Raw genomic sequence first — 23,435 nt, forward strand, 5'->3', positions numbered from 1 at the left:
GAACGGCCTGAGGGGCACTCTTGTGCGAAGGCGCTCAAGGGTTTTGGGTGTGACGAGCTGCACCGGATGGAAGGATCCCCGCATGCCTGAGGGAGACTGTAGGAAACACCGCACCGCGCGCCCCACGAGGGCGCGGGACACGGTGTCGGAGGCGGAGGTGGAGGCGCTGGTCCACGGCATCTGCTTCAAGACCGGCCCGCCCCGCGTCACCGGCGTCGAACTGGAATGGCTCGTCCACGAGCCGGACCTGCCCCACCTGCCCGTGTCCGTCGCCCGCCTCGAAGCGGCCTACGCCGCACTGCGGGCCCTGCCCCTGCACTCCACCGTCACCGTCGAACCCGGCGGCCAGCTGGAGCTCAGCTCGCTTCCCGCCACCTCGTTGGCGGAGTGCATCTCGGCCATGCAGGCCGATCTCGGCGTCGTACGCGACGCCTTACGCCCCCATCGCCTCACCCTCAGCGGGGTCGGCGCCGACCCGTGGCGTCCGCCGGCACGGATTCTGCGCGAGCCCCGCTACGACGCGCTGGAGTCCTGCCTGGACCGCGGCGGTCCCGCAGGGCGCCGGATGATGTGCTCGACGGCGTCCGTACAGGTCTGTCTCGACGCCGGGTACGAGGAGCCCGGTCCGCTCGGTTACGCGCGGCGCTGGCGTCTCGCGCATCTGCTCGGCCCGGTCCTCGTCGCGGCGTTCGCCAACTCGCCGCTGCAGGACGGCCGCCCCACCGGCTGGCGCTCGACCCGCCAGGCCGTGTGGGCGGGCATCGAGCCCGGCAGGTCCGGCGCCCCGCCGCTCGACGGCGAGCCGCGCGAGGTCTGGACCCGGCACGCGCTCGACGCACCGGTCATGTGCGTCAAGAGGGAGCCGGGCGAGGGCCCTTGGAGCGTGCCGGAGGGGCTGACCTTCCGGGCGTGGGCCCGCAAGGGCGCCCCTCTCCGACCCACCCGCGAGGACCTCGTCTACCACCTGACCACGCTGTTCCCGCCGGTCCGGCCGCGCGGTCATCTGGAGCTGCGCATGGTGGACGCGCAGCCCGGCGACGACGGCTGGATCGTGCCGCTGGCCGTGACGAGCGCGCTGTTCGACGACGCGGAGGCGACCGAGACCGCCTACCGCGCCGTGAAGCCGCTGGCCGAGCGGTACGGGCCCGCGGGATCGCCCGCGGCGCCGCACAACCCGCTCTGGCTGGACGCGGCGCGGCACGGCATGGCCGACGCCGAGCTGCGCGAGGCCGCCGTGATCTGTTTCGCCGCCGCCGTGGACGCGCTGCCCCGGCTGGGCGCGCCCCGGTCCGTGCAGGCCGGCGTCGCGGCCTTCGCCGAGCGGTACGTCGCGCGGGGCCGCTGCCCGGCCGACGATCTGCTCGACGCCGTACGCGACGGCCGCCACCCCCACGGGACACCCGGGCCCCACGCGATGCCCGAACGCCCCGAGACACCTGGGAAGGACTCCCGCCGATGACAGGCCCCATCACCGACCCGGAAGCCCTGCGGGAGCGGGCGCTCGCCGCGCTGCTCGCCGCCCGGGACCGCACGACCCTCCTCACCTCCTGTGTGGAGGAGTCCGAACTCACCGCCCAGCACTCCCCGTTGATGTCGCCGCTGGTCTGGGATCTCGCGCACATCGGCAACCAGGAGGAGCAGTGGCTGCTGCGCGCGGTCGCGGGCCGCGACGCCATGCGGCCCGAGATCGACCCGCTGTACGACGCCTTCGAGCATCCCCGCGCCGAGCGGCCGAGCCTCCCGCTGCTCGCGCCCAAGGAGGCGCGCGGCTACGCGGCCGAGGTGCGCGGCCGCGCGCTCGACGTGCTGGAGAAGACGCCGTTCCACGGCACGCCGCTCACCGACGCGGGGTTCGCGTTCGGCATGATCGCCCAGCACGAGCAGCAGCACGACGAGACGATGCTGATCACCCATCAGCTGCGGACCGGGCCGACGGCACTGGCCGCGCCCGACCCGCCGCCCTGCGAACCGTTCGCCGGGCCCGCCGAAGTCCTGGTCCCCGGCGGCCCGTTCACGATGGGCACGTCCACCGAGCCGTGGGCCCTGGACAACGAGCGCCCGGCGCACCGGCGGCTCGTCCCGCCGTTCTTCATCGACACGACCCCGGTGACGAACGGCGCGTACCAGCAGTTCATCGAGGACGGCGGTTACGCCCGGATGCGCTGGTGGGACCCGGCCGGCTGGGCGATGGTCCGCGAGCACGGGCTGCGGGCGCCGCTGTTCTGGCACCAGGAGGGCGGCCGCTGGCTGCGGCGGCGGTTCGGCACGGTCGAGCCGGTGCCGGCCGACGAGCCGGTCCTGCACGTCAGTTGGTACGAGGCCGACGCGTACGCGCGCTGGGCGGGCCGGCGCCTGCCGAGCGAGGAGGAGTGGGAGAAGGCCGCCCGGTACGACCCGGTGACCGACCGCTCCACGCGCTACCCGTGGGGCGACGCGGACCCCACACCGGAGCGCGCCAACCTGGGGCAGCGCCATCTGCGACCGGCCCCCGCGGGCAGCTACCCGGCGGGCGAATCGCCGCTCGGCGTCCGGCAGTTGATCGGCGACGTGTGGGAGTGGACCTCCAGCGGGTTCCTGCCCTATCCGGGCTTCTCCGCCTTCCCCTACCGGGAGTACTCGGACGTCTTCTTCGGCGGCGACTACAAGGTGCTGCGCGGCGGCGCCTTCTCCGTCGACGCGGTGGCCTGTCGGGGCACCTTCCGCAACTGGGACCATCCGGTGCGGCGGCAGATCTTCTCCGGGTTCCGCACCGCACGCGACGCGGGTCCGGCCGAGGCGCCGACCCCGGAGACCGCCTGATGTGCCGTCACCTCGCCTTCCTCGGCCCGCCGCAGCCGCTGGGAAGCTTCCTCGTGACGCCCGAGCACAGCCTGTTCCACCAGTCCTGGGCGCCCCGGATGCAGCGGCACGGCACCGTCAACGCCGACGGGTTCGGGGTGGGCTGGTACGCGGACGGGGACCCGGTGCCCGCCCGGTACCGGCGCACCGGGCCGATCTGGGGCGACCAGTCGTTCGCCGACCTCGCCCGGGTCGTGCGCTCCGGAGCCGTGCTCGCCGCCGTGCGGGACGCGACCGAGGCAGGGGCGGACGGGGAGGCAGCGGCGGCGCCGTTCGCCTCCGGGCCGTGGCTGTTCAGCCACAACGGCGCGGTCACCGGCTGGCCGGGATCCCTCGCCCCCCTCGTCCGTGACCTGCCGCCCGAAGAGCTGCTCTCCATGGCGGCGCGCTGCGACTCCGCGCTCGTGTGGGCGCTCCTGCTGCACCGGCTGCGCCGCGGCGACGAGGCGGGGCAGGCCCTCACGGACACCGTCCTGGAGGTCGCGCGGGCCGCGCCCGAATCGCGCCTCAATCTGCTGCTCACCGACGGCACCACGATCACCGCGACCGCCTGGGGCGACACCCTCTGGTATCTCGCGGAGACCGGCCGCCGCACCGTCGTGGCCTCCGAGCCCTACGACGACGACCCGCGCTGGCGCGAGGTGCCCGACCGCACCCTGCTCGCCGCCGACCGCACCGACGTGACTCTGACCCCGCTCAAGGAGCCTGCTGCGTGAGCCCGTTCCTGCTGACCCGAACCCTGCCCGAGGACGCCACCGAATCCGCGCTGCGCGAGGACGTCCTGCACGGCCTGACCCGCTCCCCGAAGACGCTGCCGCCCAAGTGGTTCTACGACGCGCGCGGCAGCGCCCTCTTCGAGGAGATCACCACCCTGCCCGAGTACTACCCCACCCGCGCCGAGCGGGAGATCCTGGTGGCCCGCTCCGCCCGCATCGCCGAGATCACGGGTGCGCGCACGCTCATCGAGCTGGGGTCGGGCTCCTCGGAGAAGACCCGCCACCTGATCGACGCCCTGCCCGCCCTGCACACCTATGTGCCGGTGGACGTGAGCGAGACCGCGCTGACCGGCGCGGCGAACGCCCTGGTCGCCCAGCGGCCCGCGCTCGACGTGCACGCCCTGATCGCCGACTTCACACGCGGCCTCGCGCTGCCGGGGACGCCGGGCCCGCGGCTCGTGGCGTTCCTCGGCGGCACGATCGGCAATCTGCATCCCGCCGAACGCGCCGCGTTCCTCTCCTCGGTCCGCGACCTCCTCGAACCGGGAGACGCGCTGCTGCTCGGCACGGACCTGGTCAAGGACGAGTCGGTGCTCGTCTCCGCGTACGACGACGCGTCGGGCGTGACGGCCGCGTTCAACAAGAACGTCCTGTCGGTGATCAACCGCGAGCTGGCGGGGGACTTCGACCCCGCCGCATTCGAGCACGTCGCCGTCTGGGACCGCGAGCACGAGTGGATGGAGATGCGGCTGCGCTCCACGACCGCGCAGACCGTCAAGATCCACGCGCTGGATCTGGCGGTCGACTTCGCCGCCGGCGAGGAGCTCCGCACGGAGATCTCGGCGAAGTTCCGCGAGGACGGGGTGCGCACCGAACTGGCCGCCTCTGGCCTGGAGTTGACGCACTGGTGGACAGACGAGCGGGCCCGGTTCGCGTTGTCGCTGAGCACGGTGGCGTAGCGGCACGTCCTGCCCGGAGGCACCTCCTGTCCGGAGGCACCTCCCGTCCGGCCCCGCAGGGTCCGGCTCCGCAGGGTCCGGCTCCGCACACCGATGTGCGGGGCCGGACCCTGGGGTGTGCGCGTCTCGCGTCACAGTCCGCCGAGGTTCAGCGCCCCCGTGATCCGGTCCGACGCCTCGCGGGCCTCGGCCGCCGGGTCGCCGCCGGTGAGGACCTTCGTCATGTACCCCTTGATCGGGTTGTCCGCCTCGACGGCCGCCCAACGGGGCGAGTTGGGGGTCGCCCGGCCGTTCGCCGCGCCGACGGCCATCGCGGCGACGCCCTTCTCGTCGGCGACCGCGGAGGCCAGTTTCGCCTTGTTCGGGACGTAGTTCATGGTCCGCGCGAGGTCGGTCTGCCACTTCTTGCCCGCCAGCGCCTCGATCACCTCGACCGCGCCCTTGTGGTCGTCGCTGCGCTCGGGCACGACGAGGTCGGAGCCGCCGGTGAAGACCGCGCCGGGCTTGCCCGCCTTCTTGCCCGGTACGGGGAAGTAGCCGAGCTTCCCCTTCAGTTCGGGGTTCTTCTCCTCGATGGCGCGGGCCACGCCGGGCACCGCGACGAGCTGGGCGACGTCGCCGGCCGCGAACACCTTCGCCTGCGAGGGATGTTCCTCGTCGGAGTCGCGCGGTCCGTCGCCGAGCGCCTGCAGCCGCTGGTAGAACTCCATGCCGCGCAGGGCCGCGGGCGTGTGCAGGGCGCCGCGCCAGTCGCCGGACGATTCCTTCGTCTCCTTGGCGAGGTCACCGCCCTCGTCCCAGATGAATCCGGCGAGCGTGTACCAGTCCTGACCCGCGAGGTAAATGCCCTGGGTACCGCCGGTGTTGAGCTTCTCCGTGGCCGTGATCCACTCCTCGCGGGTCCGCGGCGGACGGGTGATGCCCGCACGGGCGAACAGGTCCTTGTTGTAGATGACGACGCGGTTGGCGGCGTACCAGGGGATGCCGTACTGGGCGCCGCGATAGCGCCCCGGCTCGGCGAGGCCGGGCAGCCAGTCGTCCATGCCGAGGTCGCGGGCGGACTCCAGGGTGAGGTCGTACAGGCCGCCCTCGTCGACGTACTGCGCGACCTGGGTGTTGCCGACCTCGATGACGTCGGGGCCGTCCCCGTCCTCGTCCTTGAGCGCCTTCTTCACCTTGCCGCCGATGCCGGTCCACTCCTGGACGCGGATGTCCAGGTCGATGTCGCCGTGCTCCTTCTCGAAGTCCGCCGTGAAGCGCTCGACGAACTCGGGCGACGCGCTGCCCCGCATCAGCCAGACCGTGACGGTCTTGGTGTCGTCGCCGCCGGGGAGCACCCCGCATCCGGCGAGCAGAACGGTCGAGGAGAGCGCGAGGGCCAGGGACACGGCGGCGCGGCGGTGCGGGTTCACGTGGGTCACTTTCTACCTGTGGACAGGGAAGGTCGGCCCGACGCGGGGGGATGAGCTCTCGGCTCGAACGGGTTACTGGCTGGATTTTGGTATGTACCAATGATCCGGTCAAGGGGTAGACGGTCGATCCGGTCAAGAGGTACGCCGTCTCGCGCACGCGGGCGCGCTGGTGCACCGTGGAGTGACGGCACTCCACGGAGTCGTGCGTTCCGGCGTACGCGCGTGCGTACGGCTCCACCCGACGGGCCCCGGAGGAACACCTTCATGTCGAACCACACGTACCGCGTCACCGAGATCGTCGGCACGTCCCACGAGGGGATCGACCAGGCGATCCGCAACGGCGTCGAGCGGGCCTCGCAGACGCTCCGTTCACTGGACTGGTTCGAGGTCACGCAGGTGCGCGGCCACATCGAGGACGGTCAGATCCAGCACTACCAGGTGGGCCTCAAGGTGGGGTTCCGCCTGGAGGACGGCGACGTGTAGCGCTTCGCGGGGCGGGTGTGCGCGGCGGTCAGGTTCTGCCCTCTTGTTCCTGGGCCTTCTTCAGTTCCCGTGACGTCGTCGCCCAGTGGGCGCGGATCACGTCGAAGCCCGCCCGCCGCGCTTCCTCGCAGACCAGTTCGTCGTCGTCCACCAGGACGGCGACCTGCCGCTCGCGGGCCAGTTCGCGAAGGATCTCCAGCTTGGTGACGCGGGCGGGCCGGCGGTCGCCGTCGGGCCGCATCCAGACGCGGCCGTCCGGCAGACCGTGACGGGCCAGCCACTCCACCGTGTCCGCCCGGCACCGCTCCGGGCGGCCGGTGAGGTACACGACCTCGCACTCCTCGGTGGAGGCGAGGGCCAGCTCGACGCCGGGTGCCAGCGGCGGGTCCTGGGGCGCCGCCGCGAAGAACGCGTTCCAGTCGCGCGGCCTGCCCTCCAGGTACCGCTGCCGGTGCGCGGTGTCCGCGAGGGTGCCGTCCAGGTCGAACACGGCCAGAGGTCTGCTGTCGTCGGTCACACCGACAGGGAATCATGACGGCGCCGCGGTGTTGAAGTCCGTGTGAGCTCAGTGATCGCAGAAACCCGGTTCTCCGTCCTCGACCGGTCCCGCACCCGTGAGGGGCACGACGGGCCCGAGGCGCTGCGCGACACCGTGCGGCTGGCGCGGGACGTCGAGGCGCTCGGCTACCACCGCTTCTGGGTCTCGGAGCATCACGGCGTCCCCGGGGTCGCGGGGTCGGCGCCCACGGTCCTCGCTGCGGCCGTGGCGGCGGCCACCCGCACCATCCGGGTCGGCACCGGGGGCGTGATGCTGCCGAACCATCAGTCGCTGGTCGTGGCGGAGCAGTTCGGGGTGCTCGAATCGCTGTTCCCCGGGCGGATCGACATGGGCCTCGGCCGTTCCGTCGGCTTCACGGACGGGGTGCGCAAGGCGCTGGGCCGCGACAAGCACGACGCCGAGGACTTCGCGGCCCGGCTCGCCGACCTGCTCGCCTGGTTCCGCGGCACGTCCGGCACGGGCGTACGGGCCCGGCCCGCCGAGGGCCTGACCGTGCCGCCGTACGTGCTGGCCATGGGTGAGGGCGCGACGATCGCGGCCGAGGCGGGCCTGCCGATGGTCATCGGCGACCTCCGGTCCCGCGAGAAGATGCTGCACGGCATCGACCAGTACCGCGCCGCCTTCCGCCCCTCCCCCTGGCTGGCCGAGCCGTACGTCGTGATCTCGGGCAACGTGGCGGTGGCCGGGACGCAGGAGGCGGCCCGCCGGCTGCTCCTGCCGGAGGCCTGGTCGATGGCGTACTCCCGCACCCACGGCACGTTCCCGCCGCTCGCGCCGGCCGAGCGCGTGGCGTCGCTGACCATGACGGAGAAGGAGCGCGGCTTCTACGAGGCGGGGCTGCGCGGCCAGCTGCACGGCACGGAGGAGCAGGTCGCCGAGGAGCTGGAGGCGGTGCTGAAGGAAAGCGGCGCGCAGGAGGTCCTGGTCACGACCAGCACGTACGACCGCGCCGGCCTGCTGGACTCGTTCCGCCGCCTGGCGCGGTTGGCGGGGCTGACGCCGGGCGAGGGACCCGGCAGGAGCTGACAGACCGCATCGCCGCGGAACCGCGGCCGCGGGCAGGTCACGCCGGTGTCGACGCCTCCGTCGGCGGGCGGCGGCCGATGGCCGAGGCTATGGCACGGACCACCCCGGACGGGCCCGTCACCGGCGTGCTGACGCGCAGGTCGTCGCAGGCGGCACGCCAGATCCGGGAGGGCGGCGCGATGATCGAGTTCGTCTCCTTGACGGCACGGATGGTCCAGACGCGGCCCTCGGGGTCTTGCGCCGCGTACTCCAGCGTCGGCCGCTGCTGCACGGTGTAGAGCACACCGTGCTCCCTCAGCTCGGTCTCCAGCGCGGCGGCCTGGTCGGGGCTGGGGTGGGTCGGGTGCACGGTCATGCGCTGTGGAGCCTTTCGGGAGGGGACGGTGGGGCGGACCCGAAGGTGTCGCCGCTCGGTGGGGCGGGCCCGAAGGTGACGCCGCTCACGCCTGTGCCTTCAACGTAAGAGCCGCACCAAGCGGCGGGTAGGGGGCAAAAGACCCCTATGCGCGGGTAAGCGGTCGCAGCCGCAGGTCCCCGCCGGACTCCTGCCGGGGCCGTACGTCCCGTACCGGGAAAGCGCAGGTGAGAGCCGTGGCCGGAGAGCGGGGGCGTTGTATCGTGGGTGTCCCCGAGCCGCGTACGGAGCCCTCCATGCACAGCCCCCACGATCCGTTCGTACGTGTCCGGGGCGCCCGGGAGCACAATCTCCGGGGCGTCGACGTGGACATCCCGCGCGACGTGCTCGCCGTCTTCACCGGCGTCTCCGGCTCGGGCAAGTCCTCACTCGCCTTCGGGACCATCTACGCCGAGGCGCAGCGCCGCTACTTCGAGTCCGTCGCGCCGTACGCCCGGCGGCTGATCCACCAGGTGGGCGCGCCGAAGGTCGGCGAGATCACCGGCCTGCCGCCCGCCGTCTCGCTCCAGCAGCGCCGCTCGGCGCCGACCTCCCGCTCCTCCGTCGGCACCGTCACCACGCTCTCCAACTCCCTGCGGATGCTCTTCTCCCGCGCGGGCAGCTACCCGGCGGGCGCGGAGCGGCTCGATTCGGACGCGTTCTCGTCGAACACGGCCGTCGGCGCCTGCCCCGAGTGCCACGGCCTTGGCCGGGTCCACCGCACGACGGAAGAGCTCCTCGTGCCCGACCCTTCGCTCTCCATCCGCGACGGCGCCATCGCCGCCTGGCCCGGCGCCTGGCAGGGCAAGAACCTGCGCGACGTCCTGGACGCCCTCGGGTACGACGTGGACCGGCCGTGGCGCGAGCTGGCGCGGCGGGACCGGGACTGGATCCTGTTCACGGACGAGCAGCCAGTGGTGACCGTGCACCCGGTGCGCGAGGCCGGCCGGATCCACCGCCCCTACCAGGGCACCTACATGAGCGCCCGCCGCTATGTGATGAAGACCTTCGCGGACTCCAAGAGCCAGACGCTGCGCGCCAAGGCCGAGCGGTTCCTGGCGAGCGAGCCGTGCCCGGCGTGCGGCGGGAGCAGGCTGCGTCCGGAGGCGATGGCGGTCACGTTCGCCGGCCGTACGATCGCCGAGCTCGCCTCACTGCCGCTGTCCGATCTCGCCGACGTCCTCGCGAGCGGCGCGGACACCTCGGAGACCGCCCGCGTGCTGACCGAGGACCTGCTCGCACGCATCGCGACCGTCACCGAACTCGGCCTCGGCTACCTCAGCCCGGACCGCGCGACGCCCACCCTGTCGGCGGGCGAACTGCAGCGGCTGCGCCTCGCGACCCAGCTGCGCTCGGGGCTCTTCGGGGTGGTGTACGTCCTGGACGAGCCGTCCGCGGGGCTCCACCCGGCCGACACCGAAGCCCTGTTGACGGTCCTCGACCGGCTCAAGGCGGCCGGCAACTCCGTCTTCGTCGTGGAGCACCACCTCGACGTCATGCGCCACGCGGACTGGCTCGTCGACGTGGGCCCGCAGGCCGGCGAGCACGGCGGACGGGTGCTGCACAGCGGCCCGGTGGCGGAGGTCGAGGGCGTCCGCGATTCGGAGACGGCTCGTTTCCTGTTCGGCCGGAACACCTCTCCGGTACGTGAAGTGCGCGCCCCCAAGGGGTGGTTGAAGGTCGGCCCCGTCACCCGTCACAACTTGCGCGCGGTGACGGCGGAGATCCCGCTCGGCGCCTTCACCGCCGTCACGGGCGTCTCCGGCTCGGGGAAGTCCACGCTCGTCGGCGAGATCACCGAGGAGCTCGCGGGCGTGGACCGGCTGGTCTGCGTCGACCAGAAGCCGATCGGCCGCACCCCGCGCTCCAACCTGGCCACCTACACCGGCCTCTTCGACGTCGTGCGCAAGGTCTTCGCCGCCACGGACACGGCGAAGGAGCGCGGCTACGGCGTGGGCCGCTTCTCCTTCAACGTGGCGGGCGGTCGCTGCGAGACCTGCCAGGGCGAGGGCTTCGTCAGCGTCGAGCTGCTCTTCCTGCCCAGCACGTACGCGCCCTGCCCGGACTGCGCCGGCGCCCGCTACAAGCCCGAGACGCTCGAAGTGACGTACCGGGGACGGAACATCGCGGAGGTGCTCGACCTGACCGTCGAGGCGGCCGCGGAGTTCTTCGCGGACACCCCGCCGGTCGTACGCAGCCTGCGTACGCTCCTCGACGTCGGCCTCGGCTATCTGCGGCTCGGCCAGCCGGCGACCGAGCTGTCGGGCGGCGAGGCCCAACGCATCAAGCTGGCCAGCGAGTTGCAGCGGGCCAGGCGGGGGCACACGCTCTACCTCCTCGACGAGCCGACGACCGGCCTGCACCCGGCCGACGTCGAGGTCCTCACCGGCCGCCTGCACGAACTGGTCGACGGCGGCAACTCCGTGGTCGTCGTCGAGCACGACATGGCGGTGGTGGCGGGCGCGGACTGGGTCGTTGACCTGGGCCCGGGCGGCGGCGACCGCGGCGGCCAGATCGTGGCGACCGGCACCCCGGCCGACGTGGCCCACACCAAGGACAGCCGCACGGCACCGTATCTGGCCCGCGCACGGGGCGAGGCGGAGGGCCGGGGCTGACGGCCGGGGCTGAGCGACGCCCTCGCGGGGACGCGGGCAGCCGACGTGCGGAACGGACCCGAGCCGCTTCCCCGAGCCGGTTCGGCCCCTGCGGGGCATGACATACGCTCGGCCGGTCACCCCCGCCGATACGACTCCCGCAAGCGCGCCTTCGCCAGCTTTCCGGTCGGGGTGCGTGGCAGTCGTTCGGTGAAGTCGACGGTGCGCGGCGCCTTGTAGTGCGCGAGCCGCTCCCGGGCGAAGTCGACGAGTTCCCCGGCCAGTTCGGGGCCGGGGGCGACTCCCGGCTCGACCTGGACGACGGCCTTGACCGACTCGCCCATCTCGGCGTCCGGCACGCCCACGACCGCCACGTCGGCGACGGCCGGGTGCAGCACGAGCACGTCCTCCGCCTCCTGCGGGTAGACGTTCACACCACCCGAGATGATCATGAAGGCCTTGCGGTCGGTGAGGAAGAGGTAGCCGTCCTCGTCGACGTGGCCGATGTCGCCGGTGGTCGTCCAGTTCGGGTGGTCGGGGTGCTGGGCCTCCCGGGTGCGGTCGTCGTCCCCGTGGTACTGGAAGGGCCGCTCGTCGCGCTCGAAGTAGACCGTCCCGGTCTCGCCCGGCGGCAGGACGCGGCCGTCCTCGGCGCAGATCCGCAGGGTCCCGAGGAAGCCGTCGCGGCCGACCGAACCGGGCTTGCGCAGCCACTCCTCGGGCGAGATGAAGGTGATGCCGTTGCCCTCCGTCGAGGAGTAGTACTCGTACAGGACCGGCCCCCACCACTCCATCATCCGCCGCTTGACCTCGACGGGGCAGGGCGCCGCGGCATGGATGGCGATCCGCAGGGACGACAGGTCGTAGCGCTCCCGCACCGGGGCGGGCAGCTTGAGCATGCGGACGAACATGGTCGGCACCCACTGACTGTGCGTCACCCGGTGCCGCTCGACGGCCGCGAGGGCCGCCTCGGCGTCGAAGGTGTCCATCAGGACGACGGTGCCGCCGAGCGCGGTCACGACGCCGCAGAACCGCAGGGGCGCCGCGTGGTAGATCGGCGCGGGACTGAGGTAGACGGTGTCCTCACCGAAGCCGTACATGGTCTGGAAGACGACGGTGTACGTCGTCGGCTGGTCGCGCACGTCACCGTCGGGCAGCGCCGTCCTGATCCCCTTCGGCCGGCCGGTGGTGCCCGAGGAGTAGAGCATGTCGGCGCCGAGCGGCTGCCGGTCCGGCGGTACGGCGGAGGCGTCCGCGAGGGCCTTCTCGTACGTGCCGTCGTCGAGGTCCAGCACGAGGGCCGGTCCGGCCGCCAACTCCCGTACCTCCGTGGCGAGTTGTGCGAGCGTGCCGGAGTGGATCAGGACGGCGGCCCCGCAGTCCCGCACGATGTGGGCGACGTCGTCGGCCCGCAAGTGGTGGTTGACGGCGGTGAGGTAGAGCCCCGAGCGCATGGTGGCCCAGTAGACCTCGAGGGCGCGCGGGTCGTTGTCGCAGAGGAGGGCGATGTGATCGCCCCGGCGCAGCCCCGCGGCCCGCAGATGGTCCGCGAGCCGCAGGGAGCGTTCTTCGAGCTGTCCGTAGCTGAGGGTCCGTGTGCCGTCGGCGGTGACGACGGCCGTCCTTGCGGGGTCGTACGCTCCCGGATGCATGCGGGCGAAGGTACGCGCCCGCAAGGGGCGCGGGGAACCACGCGACCGGCCACAAACAACCCGCGCCCGGCATCGGGACCTACCGGCTCACCTTCCGGGTGGCCCGCAGCCACTCCTTGTTCATCGCCGAGATGGACGGCAGCGGAATGCCCTTGGGGCAGGCGGTGGCGCACTCGCCGGTCAGCGTGCACCCACCGAACCCTTCCTCGTCCATCTGCGCGACCATGTCCAGGACGCGCGTCTCCCGCTCGGGGGCGCCCTGCGGCAGCACGTTGAGGTGGTTGACCTTGGCGGAGGTGAAGAGCATCGCCGACCCGTTGGGGCAGGCCGCCACGCACGCCCCGCAGCCGATGCACTCGGCGTGCTCGAAGGCGAAGTCGGCGTCCGGCTTGGGCACGGGCGCGGCGTGTGCCTCGGGCGCGGAGCCGGTGGGCGCGCTGATGTAACCGCCGGACTGGATGATCCGGTCGAAGGCGGAGCGGTCGACGACCAGGTCCTTGACGACCGGGAAGGCGGCGGCGCGCCACGGCTCGATGTCGATGGTGTCGCCGTCCTTGAAGGACCGCATGTGCAGCTGGCAGGTGGTGGTGCGCTCGGGGCCGTGCGCGTCGCCGTTGATGACGAGCGAGCAGGCGCCGCAGATGCCCTCGCGGCAGTCGTGGTCGAAGGCGACGGGGTCCTCGCCCTTGACGATGAGCTCTTCGTTGAGAGTGTCGAGCATCTCGAGGAACGACATGTCGGTGGAGATGCCGTCCACCTCGTACGTGGACATCGCGCCGTCGGCGTCGGCGTTCTTCTGGCGCCAGACGCGCAGGGTGAGCTTCATGCGTAGCTCCGCTGAGTGGGGTGGACGTACTCGAAGACGAGGTCTTCCTTGTGCAGGACGGGGGCGGCGCCGGTCTCGGTGAACTCCCAGGCGGCGGCGTAGGAGAACGCCTCGTCGTCGCGGGCCGCCTCGCCGTCGGGCGTCTGGGACTCCTCGCGGAAGTGGCCGCCGCAGGACTCGGCGCGGTGCAGGGCGTCGAGGCACATCAGCTCGGCGAGTTCGAGGTAGTCGACGATGCGGTTCGCCTTCTCCAGGGACTGGTTGAACTCCTCACCGGTGCCGGGGACCTTGATGCGGCGCCAGAACTCCTCGCGGATCTGCGGGATGCGCTCCAGCGCCTTGCGCAGTCCGGACTCGGTGCGGGCCATGCCGCAGAACTCCCACATGACCTCGCCGAGTTCGCGGTGGAAGGAGTCGGGGGTGCGGTCCCCGTCGACGGACAGGAGCAGGTTGAGGCGGTCCTCGGTCTCGGCCAGCACCTCCTGTACGACGGGGTGTTCGGCGCCGACCTCGTCCTGGTGCGGATGGCGGGCGAGGTAGTCGTTGATGGTGGACGGCAGCACGAAGTAGCCGTCGGCGAGGCCCTGCATGAGCGCGCTCGCGCCGAGCCGGTTGGCGCCGTGGTCGGAGAAGTTGGCCTCGCCGACCGCGAACAGGCCGGGCACGGTGGTCTGCAGGTCGTAGTCGACCCAGAGCCCGCCCATCGTGTAGTGCACGGCGGGGTAGATCCGCATCGGGACCTCGTACGGGTTCTCCGCGGTGATCCGCTCGTACATGTCGAAGAGGTTGCCGTACTTCTCCTCGACCTTCTTCCTGCCCATCCGCTGGATGGCGTCGGCGAAGTCGAGGTAGACGCCCTGGCCGCCGGGGCCCACTCCCCTGCCCTCGTCGCACACGTTCTTGGCGGCGCGGGACGCGATGTCGCGGGGTACGAGGTTGCCGAAGGACGGGTAGATGCGCTCCAGGTAGTAGTCGCGCTCGTCCTCGGGGATCTGGTGGGCCGGGCGGTCGTCGCCCTTGGCCTTCGGGACCCAGATGCGGCCGTCGTTGCGCAGCGACTCGCTCATCAGCGTCAGCTTGGACTGGTGGTCGCCGGTGCGCGGGATGCAGGTGGGGTGGATCTGGGTGAAGCAGGGGTTGGCGAAGTAGGCGCCGCGCCGGTGGGCCCGCCAGACCGCGGTGGCGTTGGAGTTCATGGCGTTGGTCGACAGGTAGAAGACGTTGCCGTAGCCGCCGGAGGCGAGGACCACGGCGTCCGCGAAGTACGTGTCGATCTTGCCGGTGATCAGGTCGCGGGCGACGATGCCGCGGGCCCGCCCGTCGACGACGATCACGTCGAGCATCTCGGTGCGGGGGTGCATCTCCACGTTCCCGGCGGCGATCTGCCGGGACAGCGCCTGGTAGGCGCCGAGCAGAAGCTGCTGTCCGGTCTGGCCGCGCGCGTAGAAGGTGCGGGACACCTGGACGCCGCCGAAGGAGCGGGTGTCGAGGAGACCGCCGTACTCGCGGGCGAACGGCACGCCCTGCGCCACGCACTGGTCGATGATCTCGACGGAGATCTGCGCGAGCCGGTGCACGTTGGACTCGCGGGCGCGGAAGTCGCCGCCCTTGACGGTGTCGTAGAAGAGCCGGTGGACCGAGTCGCCGTCGTTGCGGTAGTTCTTCGCGGCGTTGATGCCGCCCTGCGCGGCGATGGAGTGGGCGCGGCGCGGCGAGTCCTGGTAGCAGAACTGCACGACGTGGTAGCCCTGTTCGGCGAGCGTGGCGCCGGCGGAGCCGCCGGCCAGGCCGGTGCCGACGACGATCACGGTGTGCTTGCGGCGGTTGGCCGGGTTGACCAGCTTCGCCTGGAAGCGCCGGGTGTCCCAGCGCTCGGCGATCGGTCCGGAGGGCGCCTTGGTGTCGGCGAGCGGTTCGCCCGTCGCGTACGCGGAGTACTCACTGGGTTGGGTCATGGGTCAGCTCACCAGTCCGGTCATGACGGCCACGGGTACGGAGACGAAGCCGAGGGTCAGCACCACGGCGAAGCCGTTGGCGAAGGGCTTGAGGACGCGGTCGCGGGTGGCGGTGCCGACGCCCAGGGTCTGCGCGGCGCTCCACAGCCCGTGCCGGACGTGGAAGCCGACGGCGGTCACGGCGACGATGTAGATGACGTTGCCGTACCAGGTCGAGAAGGTGTCGATGATGTTCTGGTACGGGTGCAGGTGCTGGTAGGAGCCGGGGTGCACGGTGCCGGTCGTCAGGTCGAGGATGTGCCAGACGATGAACAGCGCGATGATGATGCCGCCCCAGCGCATGGTGCGGGTGGCGAAGCTCGCCTCGCGCCTCTTGTGGACGTACTTGGTCGGGCGCGCCCTGATGTCGCGGCGGCTCAGCTGGTACGCGGAGACGGCATGCGCGACGACGGCGGCGACGAGCACCACGCGGATCAGCCAGAGCGTCCACTCGTAGTGCATGAAGGGCTCGCCGACCGTGCGGAGCCAGTGTGCGTAGTGGTTGATCTCCGACGGGCCGAAGAAGATCTTCAGGTTCCCGATCATGTGCACGAAGAGGTAGAGCAGCATGATCAAGCCGCTCACCGCCATCACCGTCTTCTTGCCGATGGTGGAGTCCCACAGCGTGCGGGTCATGGACGGCCGTTTGTCCGTCCGCGTTGCCAGAGCCATGTCACAGACGCTACGGCCGAAGGTCCCGATCGGTCCAAGAGATGGTTCGGCTCATCTCGATAGCCCGAGCCTATCGATCGACGTATCGTTGCCGTATGCAATTCCAGCAGCTGCACTACTTCGTGGCGGTCGCCGAGGCGCGGCACTTCACCCGCGCCGCGGAACAGGTGCACGTCTCCCAGCCCTCGCTCTCCCAGCAGATCAGGGCCCTGGAGAAGGAGCTGGGCGCGGAGCTCTTCAGCCGGGCGCGCGGCAACATCGCGCTGACCGACGCGGGCGAGGCGCTGCTTCCGCTGGCCCGCCGGATCCTGGCCGACGCCGACACCGCGCGGATCGAGGTGCAGGAGCTGGCGCAGCTGCGCCGCGGCCGGATCCGTCTCGGCGCGACCCCGAGCGTGTGCACCGGTCTGCTGCCCGAGATCCTGCACGCGTTCCACGACCGGCACCCGGGCATCCAGCTCCTCATCGAGGAGGGCGGCTCGCACGATCTCGTACGGGAACTCGCGCGCGGCGCCCTCGACCTGGCCCTGGTGGTCCTGCCGCTGCCCACCCCCTCGCCGGCGCTCACCACGGTCGAGCTGCTGCGCGAGGACCTGGTCGTGGTGTCGTCGCCGGAGTCACGGAGCCTCGGCCGCTCGGTGCAGATCGCGGATCTGCAGGGCGAGCGGCTCGTGATGTTCCGGCACGGCTACGACCTGCGGGAGCTCACCGTCACCGCGTGCCGCGCCGAGGGGTTCGAGCCGGAGTTCGCGGTGGAGGGCGGCGAGATGGACGCGGTGCTCGGCTTCGTGCGGGCCGGGCTCGGGGTCGCGGTCGTGCCGCGCATGGTCGCGGAGCGCGCGGGGCCCGACCTGCGGGTGACGCCGCTGGCCAGGCCGAGCCTGCACCGCACGATCGCGCTCGCCCACCGCAGCGACGTGGCGCCGCCGCGGGCGGCGCGGGAACTCCAGCGGATGCTGCTGGCGCGCTGACGCGCCCGGGACGACTTCGGCCTCAGCGCTCCAGCGCCGCCAGGCCTTTGCGCAGGTCCTCCGCGTTCATCACCGGGTAGATCTCTATCTCCGCGCCGACCTCGCCGAAGAGCGGCTCGGTGATGGACGGCAGCTCCGACGTGTCCTGCATGTCGAAGACGAAGGTGCAGCAGCGGCCGCCGTCACCCGGCCCGAAGTAGGCCGCCTCCGGCTGCAGCCGCTCCGTCAGCGCGCCCACCATCTTCGGCAGGGCTCCGCTCTTGATCGCCTCGTTCGCGGCCTGGGTGTCCAGACGTGCTCTCAACATGACCCTCATGGGACTCACTTCCTCCCTTCCAGAGTCCCGCCGTCCGCCCCGCACCGCACCTCAGGCGGGGCGGTGTCCGGGGCAGCGGTGTCCGGGTCGGCGGTGTCCGGTCCGGCGGCGTGCGGGAGTCAGCTGATCGCGTCCGCGAGGGCCAGTTCGTGCAGCTGGTCCGGCGGGCCGGGCCGCGCGTAGTACCAGCCCTGTGCCGTGTCGCAGCCCAGCTCCCGCAGCTGGTCCGCCTGGGCGCCCGTCTCGACGCCCTCGACGGTGACCGCGAGGTCGAGGCTGTGGGCGAGCGCCACGATCCCCTCGACGATCTTCAGGTCGACCGGGTCGGCGGGGAAGTGCTGCATGCCCTGGGTGAACGAGCGGTCCAGCTTGAGCACGCTCACCGGCAGCCGCCGCAGGTTGGCGAGGTTGGAGTAGCCGGTGCCGAAGTCGTCGAGCGCGATGTCCACGCCCATCTCGGCGAGCCTGCGCAACGGCTTGAGCAGGTCGTCGTCGGCTCCTATCAGCGCGGACTCGGTGACCTCCAGGCAGAGCGCGCCCGGCGCCAGGCCCTCGCGCTCCAGGATGTCGACCGTGTCGGAGACCAGGCCCGGGTGGGTGAGCTGCATGGGCGAGAGGTTGACGTTGACCCGCAGCGGCCCGGCGTCGCTGTGCCGGGCCTCCCAGCGCCGCGCCTGGCGCACCGACTCCTCCAGGACCCAGCGGCCGAGCGGCACGATGAGGCCGGTGTGCTCGGCGAGCGGGATGAAGCGGTCCGGGCCGATGATGCCGTGCTGCGGGTGGAGCCAGCGCACCAGCGCCTCCGCACCGCGCACGCTGCCGTCGCCCAGGTGCACGAGCGGCTGGTACTCGATGAAGAACTCGCCGCGCTCCAGGGCCGCGGGCAGCGCGGTGGTCAGACCGTGCCGGGTGATGGCGCGGGCGTCGGCCTCGGGGTCGGCGAGTTCGTAGCGGTTGCCGCCCGCGGACTTGGCGCGGTACATCGTGATGTCGGCGCTGCGCAGGACCTCCGCCGCGCCGCGCTCGCCCGCCGGGCCCTCCACGATGCCGATGCTGCCGCGCACGGTCAGCTCGCGGCCGTCGACGCGGATCGGGGTGGCGAGCACGCTCATGATGCGGCCGGCGAGCTCGTCCACCTCGGTCTCGGTGTCGGGGCCCGTGGTGAGCGCCACGAACTCGTCGCCGCCGAGCCGGGCCACCATCTCGCCGGGGGCCGTCGCGCAGGACTGCAGCCGGTCGGCGACCTCGACGAGCAGCCGGTCGCCCGCCGCGTGGCCGAGGCTGTCGTTGACGGTCTTGAAGCCGTCGAGGTCGAGGTAGCACAGCCCGAACCGGCCGCTGCCGCTCGCCGAGAGGGCCTTCTCCAGGCGCTCGAAGAACAGGGTGCGGTTGGGCAGGCCGGTGAGCGCGTCGTGCGTGGCCTCGTACCGCAGGCGGAGGTTGAGCAGCCGGCGCTCGGTGGTGTCCTCCATCAGCGCCAGCTGGTACTGCGGCATGCCGTCCGCGTCGCGCAGCAGGGAGACGGTGAGGTTGGTCCACAGGACGGTGCCGTCGGGGCGGTAGAACGCCTTCTCCACCCGGTAGTGCTCGCGCTCGCCGCGGACCAGCTCCTCGTAGAGCTTCCAGACGTGCGGCGAGTCGTCGGGGTGCGTCCACTCCCCCACGTTGCGTCCGCGCAGCTGGTGCTCCAGGCCGCCGAACATGCGGATCAGCGCGTCGTTGACCTCCAGGACCGTGCCGTCCAGGTCGGCGATGCCGATGCCGATCGCGGCGCCGTGGAAGACGGCACGGAACCGCGCCTCGCTGGCGTGCAGGGCCTCGGCGACGGCGCTGCGCGCGCTCAGGGCGGCCCGTGAGATCGCCTCCTGCTCGACGAGGGTGCGCTCGCGCAGCGCCTGGGCGAACCCGGCGGCCATGGCGTGCTGGATGCGCGCGGAGCGGGCCCGCAGCTCCTCGCGCGGGCCGTCACCGCCGCAGTACAGGACGAGGTAGGCGTCGACGCAGTCGAGCGTGCGGCTGAGCGCCTCGGGGTCCGTGCAGTGCGTGCCGACGAGCGCGGCGCCGACGGCCTGGCTCTCCGCCGCGTCGAAGACCCGCGCGCGCAGCGCGTCGCACAACCGCCGGGCGAGCGGCACGAGTTGCTGTTCGAACTCGGGACGGGTGAGCGAGGTGGCCGTCACGGGGAAGATCGCACGGCTCCAGATGGTGGCGAACCTGCGGATTCTCCCCTCCGGTCCGTCCTGCTCGCCGCTCAACGCTTCCGTCCCACGCCCGCGAATCCCGAGAAGGAGTAGGGATCCTCCTCCTCCGGGGCCGTGTCGGGCCGCCAGTGCGGCATCGGCACCAGGCCGGGTTCCACCATGTCGTATCCCTCGAAGAACCGCGCGATCTCGTCGCGCGAGCGCATGATCAGTGGATTGCGGATGTCCTTGTATACACCGACCGTCCGGCCGGCCTGCTCGGGGGGAACGGGGATCCCTTCGTACGAGGCGTGGCTGACGACCAGGAGGCTGCCGGGCGCCGTCGCATCCCGGAGCTCTGCGACCGCCGCACGAGGATCGTACGCGTCCTCCAGGAAGTGCAGGACGGCGACGAGGAGCACCGCCACCGGGCGGTCCAGGTCGAGGACCTCGGCCACCTCCGAACTGCCCAGAATGTCCCGGGGCTTGCGCAGGTCGCCGGCGATGGCCGCGGTCCGCTCGGTGCCCTCGAGGACCGCCTGGCCGTGCGCCACGGCGACCGGGTCGTGGTCCACGTAGACGACGCGTGCCTCGGGGCTCGCCTGCTGCGCCACCTCGTGCACGTTGCCGAAGGTCGGGATGCCGGAACCGATGTCGAGGAACTGGGTGACACCCTGACCGACGGCGTGCCGCACCGCGCGCCGCATGAAGGCCCGGTTGGCCTGCATGACCTTCGGCAGCCCCGGCATGAACTCCATGGCCTTGCGGGCGGCCTCCCGGTCCACCTCGAAGTTGTGCGAACCGCCCAGGTAGTAGTCGTAGATGCGGGACACGCTGGGCATCGAGATGTCGATGCCCAGCGGTGCCCAGGCGGGACGCTCCATCAAGACTCCAAGGCGTAGGGGGGTGGCGCAGGCGTTCCGATGTTCGAGGGTGAGGCTACTGATCGTCCGCCAAGGGGGCGAGTCAAAACGGAAATTGGCCGTCCGTTCTCGGTCACTGCCGTTGGCAAGTGCCGTGCGCCACACCACGGACCGGCCCGCCCCCTCCCTGTGATATGGGAGGAGACGGGCCGGTCTGTCCGAGCGCCGTGCGGGTTACTTGGCGGCGCCCACCGGCTTTCCCTGTGGGCTCGCGGCGTACCAAGTGCCGCCCACCCCTTGGCCGTTGACGTCGCCGGGCTCCTTGTCGCCCGCGAAGGTGTACAGCGGCCAGCAGTTGATCGTCTGCTGCTTCTCGCCGTCGGGCCGGTTGAAGACGGTAAAGCCTTTCTCGAGGATTCCTCGAGTGTCGTTCTTGGCGACGGGCGCCACGACGGGCCACTTCTTCAGGCACGCGCCGGTGCACGCCGACTTCATCGGCCAGGCGGAGTCCTTGGTGAAGCGGTAGACGGTCATGCCGTTCTTGTCGACGACGATCTCGCCGAGCCCGGGGTCCTTGCGGGTGGACAGGCCCGCCGGGTCGACGGGTGCCGCGCCGGCGGCCGAGGGCGCCGCCTTCTTGCCGTCGGGGGCGGCGGCGTGCCAAGTGCCGCCCACGCCTTGGCCCTTGGCGTCGCCGGGCTTGGTGTCCTGCGCGTACCGGTACATCGGCCAGCCGTCGATGGTGAGCTGCTTGGTGCCGTCGGCGGTGGTGACCTCGCCGAGCAGCGACGCGTCGACGCCGGGCGCGACCTGGGCACCGTCGGCGGGGACGGCGGGCCACGTCTTGAGACAGGCGCCCGCGCAGGCGGACTTGGGCGGCTGGGCGGTGTCCTTGTCGAAGCGGTAGAGGGTGAAGCCCGCGCTGTCGGTGACGACCTTGCCCAGCTTCTTGCTGTCCCACACCGCGAGTTGCCCCGCGGACTTCGCCTCGGCGTCCTTGCCGGCGGCACCGGAGTCCGACCCGTAGCCGTCGTCCGACCCGTACGCGTCGTCCGCGCCGTAGCCGTTGTCCTTCGCGGGCGCCTGGTTGCCCACGTTCTGCCCGTTCGGGGACTGCTCGCCCTTTTCCTGGCCGCACGCCGTCGTCAGCGCCAGCAGGGCCGCGGCTGTCGCCACGAGCGAGGCGCTCCGCCAGGCCCGGGGGGAACCCCCACTTGGATGCAGCATCGTTGACTCCCACTGTCCACAGAGGTGTTGTGGCGCCCGATTGCGTCACACATGGCCCTAGGTACGGGCGGGAGCGGCCGTCGCGTTCAGCCGCGCCGCAAGATTCTTGACGCGGTCGGCCCGCCACCGAGACAGGTCACGTGGCGTCAAACCTCTTGCGTGCGCGCATACTTCCTTCGGGTCAATCGAGGGGTTCTCTGGCGTGGCGGACCGATCCGCGGCCCATGCTCCCCGTCGTGCACCGAACTCAGCGGGCCTTGTCACCTCTCGTCACACGCGTGTTGGCGCTCGTCGCACTGGCGTTGCTGCTCGGTGCCTCGTCGGCCGTCGGCACCGCCTCCGCCGACAACTGCGCCTATGCGTCGATCAACCAGGGCGGCGGCTCCTCCGGCGGCACGGTGGCCGTCTCGGGCGACGGCGCCCACTGCCACGCCGGGCATACCCATCACCCGAAACCGCCGCCCCCACCACCACCTCCGGCACCCCCGCCACCGCCACCGCCGCCTCCCCCACCGCCTCCTCCGCCCCCGAAGCCGCGCCCCCCGCAGCCGCCTCCGCCTCCGCCGCCGGCCCCCGCGCCGCCGGAGCCGACCGTCCGGCCCGCCGCGCCACCACCGCCGCCGCCCCCGCCCGCTCCGGCCGTCAAGCCGAAGCCGCGGCCCAAGCCCTCCGTCACCCCACGGCCCACGCCGTCTCCCCCGTCCGTGTCATATCCGGCGTACCACGCCCCGCCGCGCAGGCACCCCCCGCGCAGCGGCCCGTCCATCGTCACTCTCACCCTGCTCATCACGGCGCCCGCGGTGCTCGCCGTCGCCGCGCTGCGCCCGCGCTGACCGCCGGAGGTCTCCATGTCGGAATGGCTTGTTCTCACCCTCGCGATGGCCGCCGCCTGTGTGGTCGTGCTCGTCGTGACGCTGCTGCGGCACCGCAGGACCGGCGCGGACTACGACGCGTCGGAGACCCCGGACGTCATCGAGTACATGACGATGATGATCGGCGTCGTGTACGCCATCGTCCTTGGCCTGGCCATCGCGGGCGTCTGGGAGGCGCGGGGTTCCGCCCAGGAACACGTGCGCCAGGAAGCCCAGGCGCTGCACGAGGTCTCCGAGCGCGCTCGGGTCTATCCGGAGGACGTCAGGGAGCGGATCCGCGCCGACGTACGCGCGTATGTCAGCCATGTGGTCACCACCGAGTGGGACACCATGAAGGACAAGGGCGAACTCACCGACAGCGGCCAGGAACTGCTGACCCGCGTTCGCCACGACGTGACCGACTACCAACCGAAGTCGGACTACGAGGCGCAGGCGTATCAGCCACTCGTCGACGCGGTGGCGGCCGCGGACGACGCGCGCAGCGCCCGCGCGGACAGTACGGGCGCGACCATGCCCGGGGTGGTCTGGTTCGGCCTCATCATCGGCGGGCTCGTCACCATCGGCATGATCTTCGCCCTGCAGATCCGCCGCACGCCCCGCGAACTGATCCTGGCGGGCATCTTCTCCGCGCTGTTCGCCTTCCTGCTCTTCCTCATCTGGGACTTCGACGCGCCCTACAGCCGCGGGATCGCCGCGACGGCCCAGCCCTTCCACTCCCTGTTCCCCGGGCTCGGGGGCTGAGGCGACGCCGCCGGGGCTGACGCGACGCCGCAGGAGGGGGAGCCGCCGGTCCGAACCGGTGCTGTTGCCGGATTCATCCCGATTGTTATGGTTTTTCTGTACGTGCTCCCCCGGGGGCCGGCCTGCTGGCCGGCCCCCGG

Annotated in this window: 21 protein-coding genes; 10 read left to right on the forward strand and 11 right to left on the reverse strand. The window is 71.9% G+C overall.

All coding sequences use genetic code 11. The annotated features are described in order from the left end of the window. Positions 1–82 precede the first annotated feature (82 nt). Genes egtA through egtD form a run of 4 tightly spaced genes read left to right on the forward strand, consistent with a single transcriptional unit; the run spans position 83 to position 4,513 of the window. Positions 83–1,459 carry an ergothioneine biosynthesis glutamate--cysteine ligase EgtA gene (gene egtA, locus ACZ6CV_RS13670; RefSeq protein WP_469250979.1) on the forward strand — a complete coding sequence of 459 codons (1,377 nt, stop codon included), beginning with the start codon at positions 83–85 and terminating at the stop codon, positions 1,457–1,459. After that, positions 1,456–2,799 (forward strand): ergothioneine biosynthesis protein EgtB, encoded by a 1,344-nt coding sequence (gene egtB, locus ACZ6CV_RS13675; protein ID WP_469250980.1) that lies wholly within the window; start codon positions 1,456–1,458, stop codon positions 2,797–2,799. Before egtA ends, egtB begins: the two co-directional genes overlap by 4 nt. Next, a complete protein-coding gene (gene egtC / locus ACZ6CV_RS13680; protein WP_469250981.1) occupies positions 2,799–3,554 on the forward strand; it encodes an ergothioneine biosynthesis protein EgtC in 756 nt (251 codons plus the stop codon). The genes egtB and egtC overlap by 1 nt, the downstream gene beginning before the upstream one ends. Beyond that, a complete protein-coding gene (gene egtD, locus ACZ6CV_RS13685) occupies positions 3,551–4,513 on the forward strand; it encodes an L-histidine N(alpha)-methyltransferase (RefSeq protein WP_469250982.1) in 963 nt (320 codons plus the stop codon). Before egtC ends, egtD begins: the two co-directional genes overlap by 4 nt. A gap of 131 nt (positions 4,514–4,644) precedes the next feature. On the opposite strand, the gene ACZ6CV_RS13690 is transcribed toward egtD, so the two are convergent. Then, the gene (locus ACZ6CV_RS13690) at positions 4,645–5,925 is read right to left on the reverse strand and encodes an extracellular solute-binding protein (RefSeq protein ID WP_469250983.1); all 1,281 of its coding nucleotides are present in this window, start codon (positions 5,923–5,925) and stop codon (positions 4,645–4,647) included. 264 nt (positions 5,926–6,189) lie between these two features. Here ACZ6CV_RS13690 and ACZ6CV_RS13695 point away from each other — a divergent pair, with 264 nt between their 5' ends. Next, positions 6,190–6,408, forward strand: a complete 219-nt coding sequence (locus ACZ6CV_RS13695; protein WP_355806691.1) for a dodecin — start codon at positions 6,190–6,192, stop codon at positions 6,406–6,408. Between the two features lie 28 nt (positions 6,409–6,436). On the opposite strand, the gene ACZ6CV_RS13700 is transcribed toward ACZ6CV_RS13695, so the two are convergent. Next, the gene (locus ACZ6CV_RS13700) at positions 6,437–6,925 is read right to left on the reverse strand and encodes a phosphatase domain-containing protein (protein ID WP_469250984.1); all 489 of its coding nucleotides are present in this window, start codon (positions 6,923–6,925) and stop codon (positions 6,437–6,439) included. 42 nt (positions 6,926–6,967) lie between these two features. Between ACZ6CV_RS13700 and ACZ6CV_RS13705 the strand changes: the two genes are divergently transcribed. Continuing rightward, a complete protein-coding gene (locus tag ACZ6CV_RS13705; RefSeq protein WP_469250985.1) occupies positions 6,968–7,993 on the forward strand; it encodes an LLM class flavin-dependent oxidoreductase in 1,026 nt (341 codons plus the stop codon). Between the two features lie 37 nt (positions 7,994–8,030). Here ACZ6CV_RS13705 and ACZ6CV_RS13710 read toward each other — a convergent pair whose 3' ends face one another. After that, complete coding sequence (locus ACZ6CV_RS13710; protein WP_469250986.1) at positions 8,031–8,348, reverse strand: hypothetical protein; 318 nt, start codon at positions 8,346–8,348, stop codon at positions 8,031–8,033. Positions 8,349–8,644: 296 nt separating this feature from the next. On the opposite strand from ACZ6CV_RS13710, the gene ACZ6CV_RS13715 reads away from it, so the two are divergent. Next, positions 8,645–11,002, forward strand: a complete 2,358-nt coding sequence (locus ACZ6CV_RS13715; RefSeq protein ID WP_469250987.1) for an ATP-binding cassette domain-containing protein — start codon at positions 8,645–8,647, stop codon at positions 11,000–11,002. A 116-nt stretch (positions 11,003–11,118) separates the two neighbouring features. Here the strand turns inward: ACZ6CV_RS13715 and ACZ6CV_RS13720 are convergent, their stop codons facing one another. The 4 genes from ACZ6CV_RS13720 to ACZ6CV_RS13735 all read right to left on the reverse strand — a co-directional run bounded on the left by ACZ6CV_RS13720 (position 11,119) and on the right by ACZ6CV_RS13735 (position 16,125). Next, positions 11,119–12,633, reverse strand: coding sequence for an acyl-CoA synthetase (locus tag ACZ6CV_RS13720; protein ID WP_469250988.1), 1,515 nt, complete (start codon positions 12,631–12,633; stop codon positions 11,119–11,121). 79 nt (positions 12,634–12,712) lie between these two features. Next, positions 12,713–13,459 (reverse strand): succinate dehydrogenase/fumarate reductase iron-sulfur subunit, encoded by a 747-nt coding sequence (locus ACZ6CV_RS13725; protein ID WP_469250989.1) that lies wholly within the window; start codon positions 13,457–13,459, stop codon positions 12,713–12,715. After that, complete coding sequence (locus ACZ6CV_RS13730) at positions 13,456–15,414, reverse strand: fumarate reductase/succinate dehydrogenase flavoprotein subunit (RefSeq protein WP_469250990.1); 1,959 nt, start codon at positions 15,412–15,414, stop codon at positions 13,456–13,458. Before ACZ6CV_RS13730 ends, ACZ6CV_RS13725 begins: the two co-directional genes overlap by 4 nt. A gap of 3 nt (positions 15,415–15,417) precedes the next feature. Next, positions 15,418–16,125, reverse strand: coding sequence for a succinate dehydrogenase (locus ACZ6CV_RS13735; protein WP_469250991.1), 708 nt, complete (start codon positions 16,123–16,125; stop codon positions 15,418–15,420). Between the two features lie 95 nt (positions 16,126–16,220). Between ACZ6CV_RS13735 and ACZ6CV_RS13740 the strand changes: the two genes are divergently transcribed. Beyond that, entirely contained in the window at positions 16,221–17,096 is an 876-nt protein-coding gene (locus ACZ6CV_RS13740) for a LysR family transcriptional regulator (RefSeq protein WP_469250992.1), read from the forward strand. A gap of 22 nt (positions 17,097–17,118) precedes the next feature. Here the strand turns inward: ACZ6CV_RS13740 and ACZ6CV_RS13745 are convergent, their stop codons facing one another. The 4 genes from ACZ6CV_RS13745 to ACZ6CV_RS13760 all read right to left on the reverse strand — a co-directional run bounded on the left by ACZ6CV_RS13745 (position 17,119) and on the right by ACZ6CV_RS13760 (position 21,682). After that, complete coding sequence (locus tag ACZ6CV_RS13745) at positions 17,119–17,412, reverse strand: DUF3303 family protein (RefSeq protein ID WP_359323886.1); 294 nt, start codon at positions 17,410–17,412, stop codon at positions 17,119–17,121. 119 nt (positions 17,413–17,531) lie between these two features. Beyond that, a complete protein-coding gene (locus ACZ6CV_RS13750; RefSeq protein WP_469250993.1) occupies positions 17,532–19,667 on the reverse strand; it encodes a putative bifunctional diguanylate cyclase/phosphodiesterase in 2,136 nt (711 codons plus the stop codon). Further along, positions 19,664–20,476, reverse strand: coding sequence for an SAM-dependent methyltransferase (locus ACZ6CV_RS13755; RefSeq protein ID WP_469250994.1), 813 nt, complete (start codon positions 20,474–20,476; stop codon positions 19,664–19,666). The genes ACZ6CV_RS13750 and ACZ6CV_RS13755 overlap by 4 nt, the downstream gene beginning before the upstream one ends. Positions 20,477–20,689: 213 nt before the next feature. Next, positions 20,690–21,682, reverse strand: coding sequence for an SCO0930 family lipoprotein (locus ACZ6CV_RS13760; RefSeq protein ID WP_469250995.1), 993 nt, complete (start codon positions 21,680–21,682; stop codon positions 20,690–20,692). A 704-nt stretch (positions 21,683–22,386) separates the two neighbouring features. Here ACZ6CV_RS13760 and ACZ6CV_RS13765 point away from each other — a divergent pair. Continuing rightward, positions 22,387–22,515, forward strand: coding sequence for a hypothetical protein (locus ACZ6CV_RS13765; protein WP_355806658.1), 129 nt, complete (start codon positions 22,387–22,389; stop codon positions 22,513–22,515). A 15-nt stretch (positions 22,516–22,530) separates the two neighbouring features. Further along, positions 22,531–23,295: a bestrophin-like domain gene (locus ACZ6CV_RS13770; protein ID WP_469250996.1), complete on the forward strand. Its 765-nt coding sequence runs from the start codon at positions 22,531–22,533 to the stop codon at positions 23,293–23,295. The last annotated feature ends 140 nt before the right edge of the window (positions 23,296–23,435 follow it).

Source organism: Streptomyces sp. NPDC041713 (assembly GCF_055591085.1).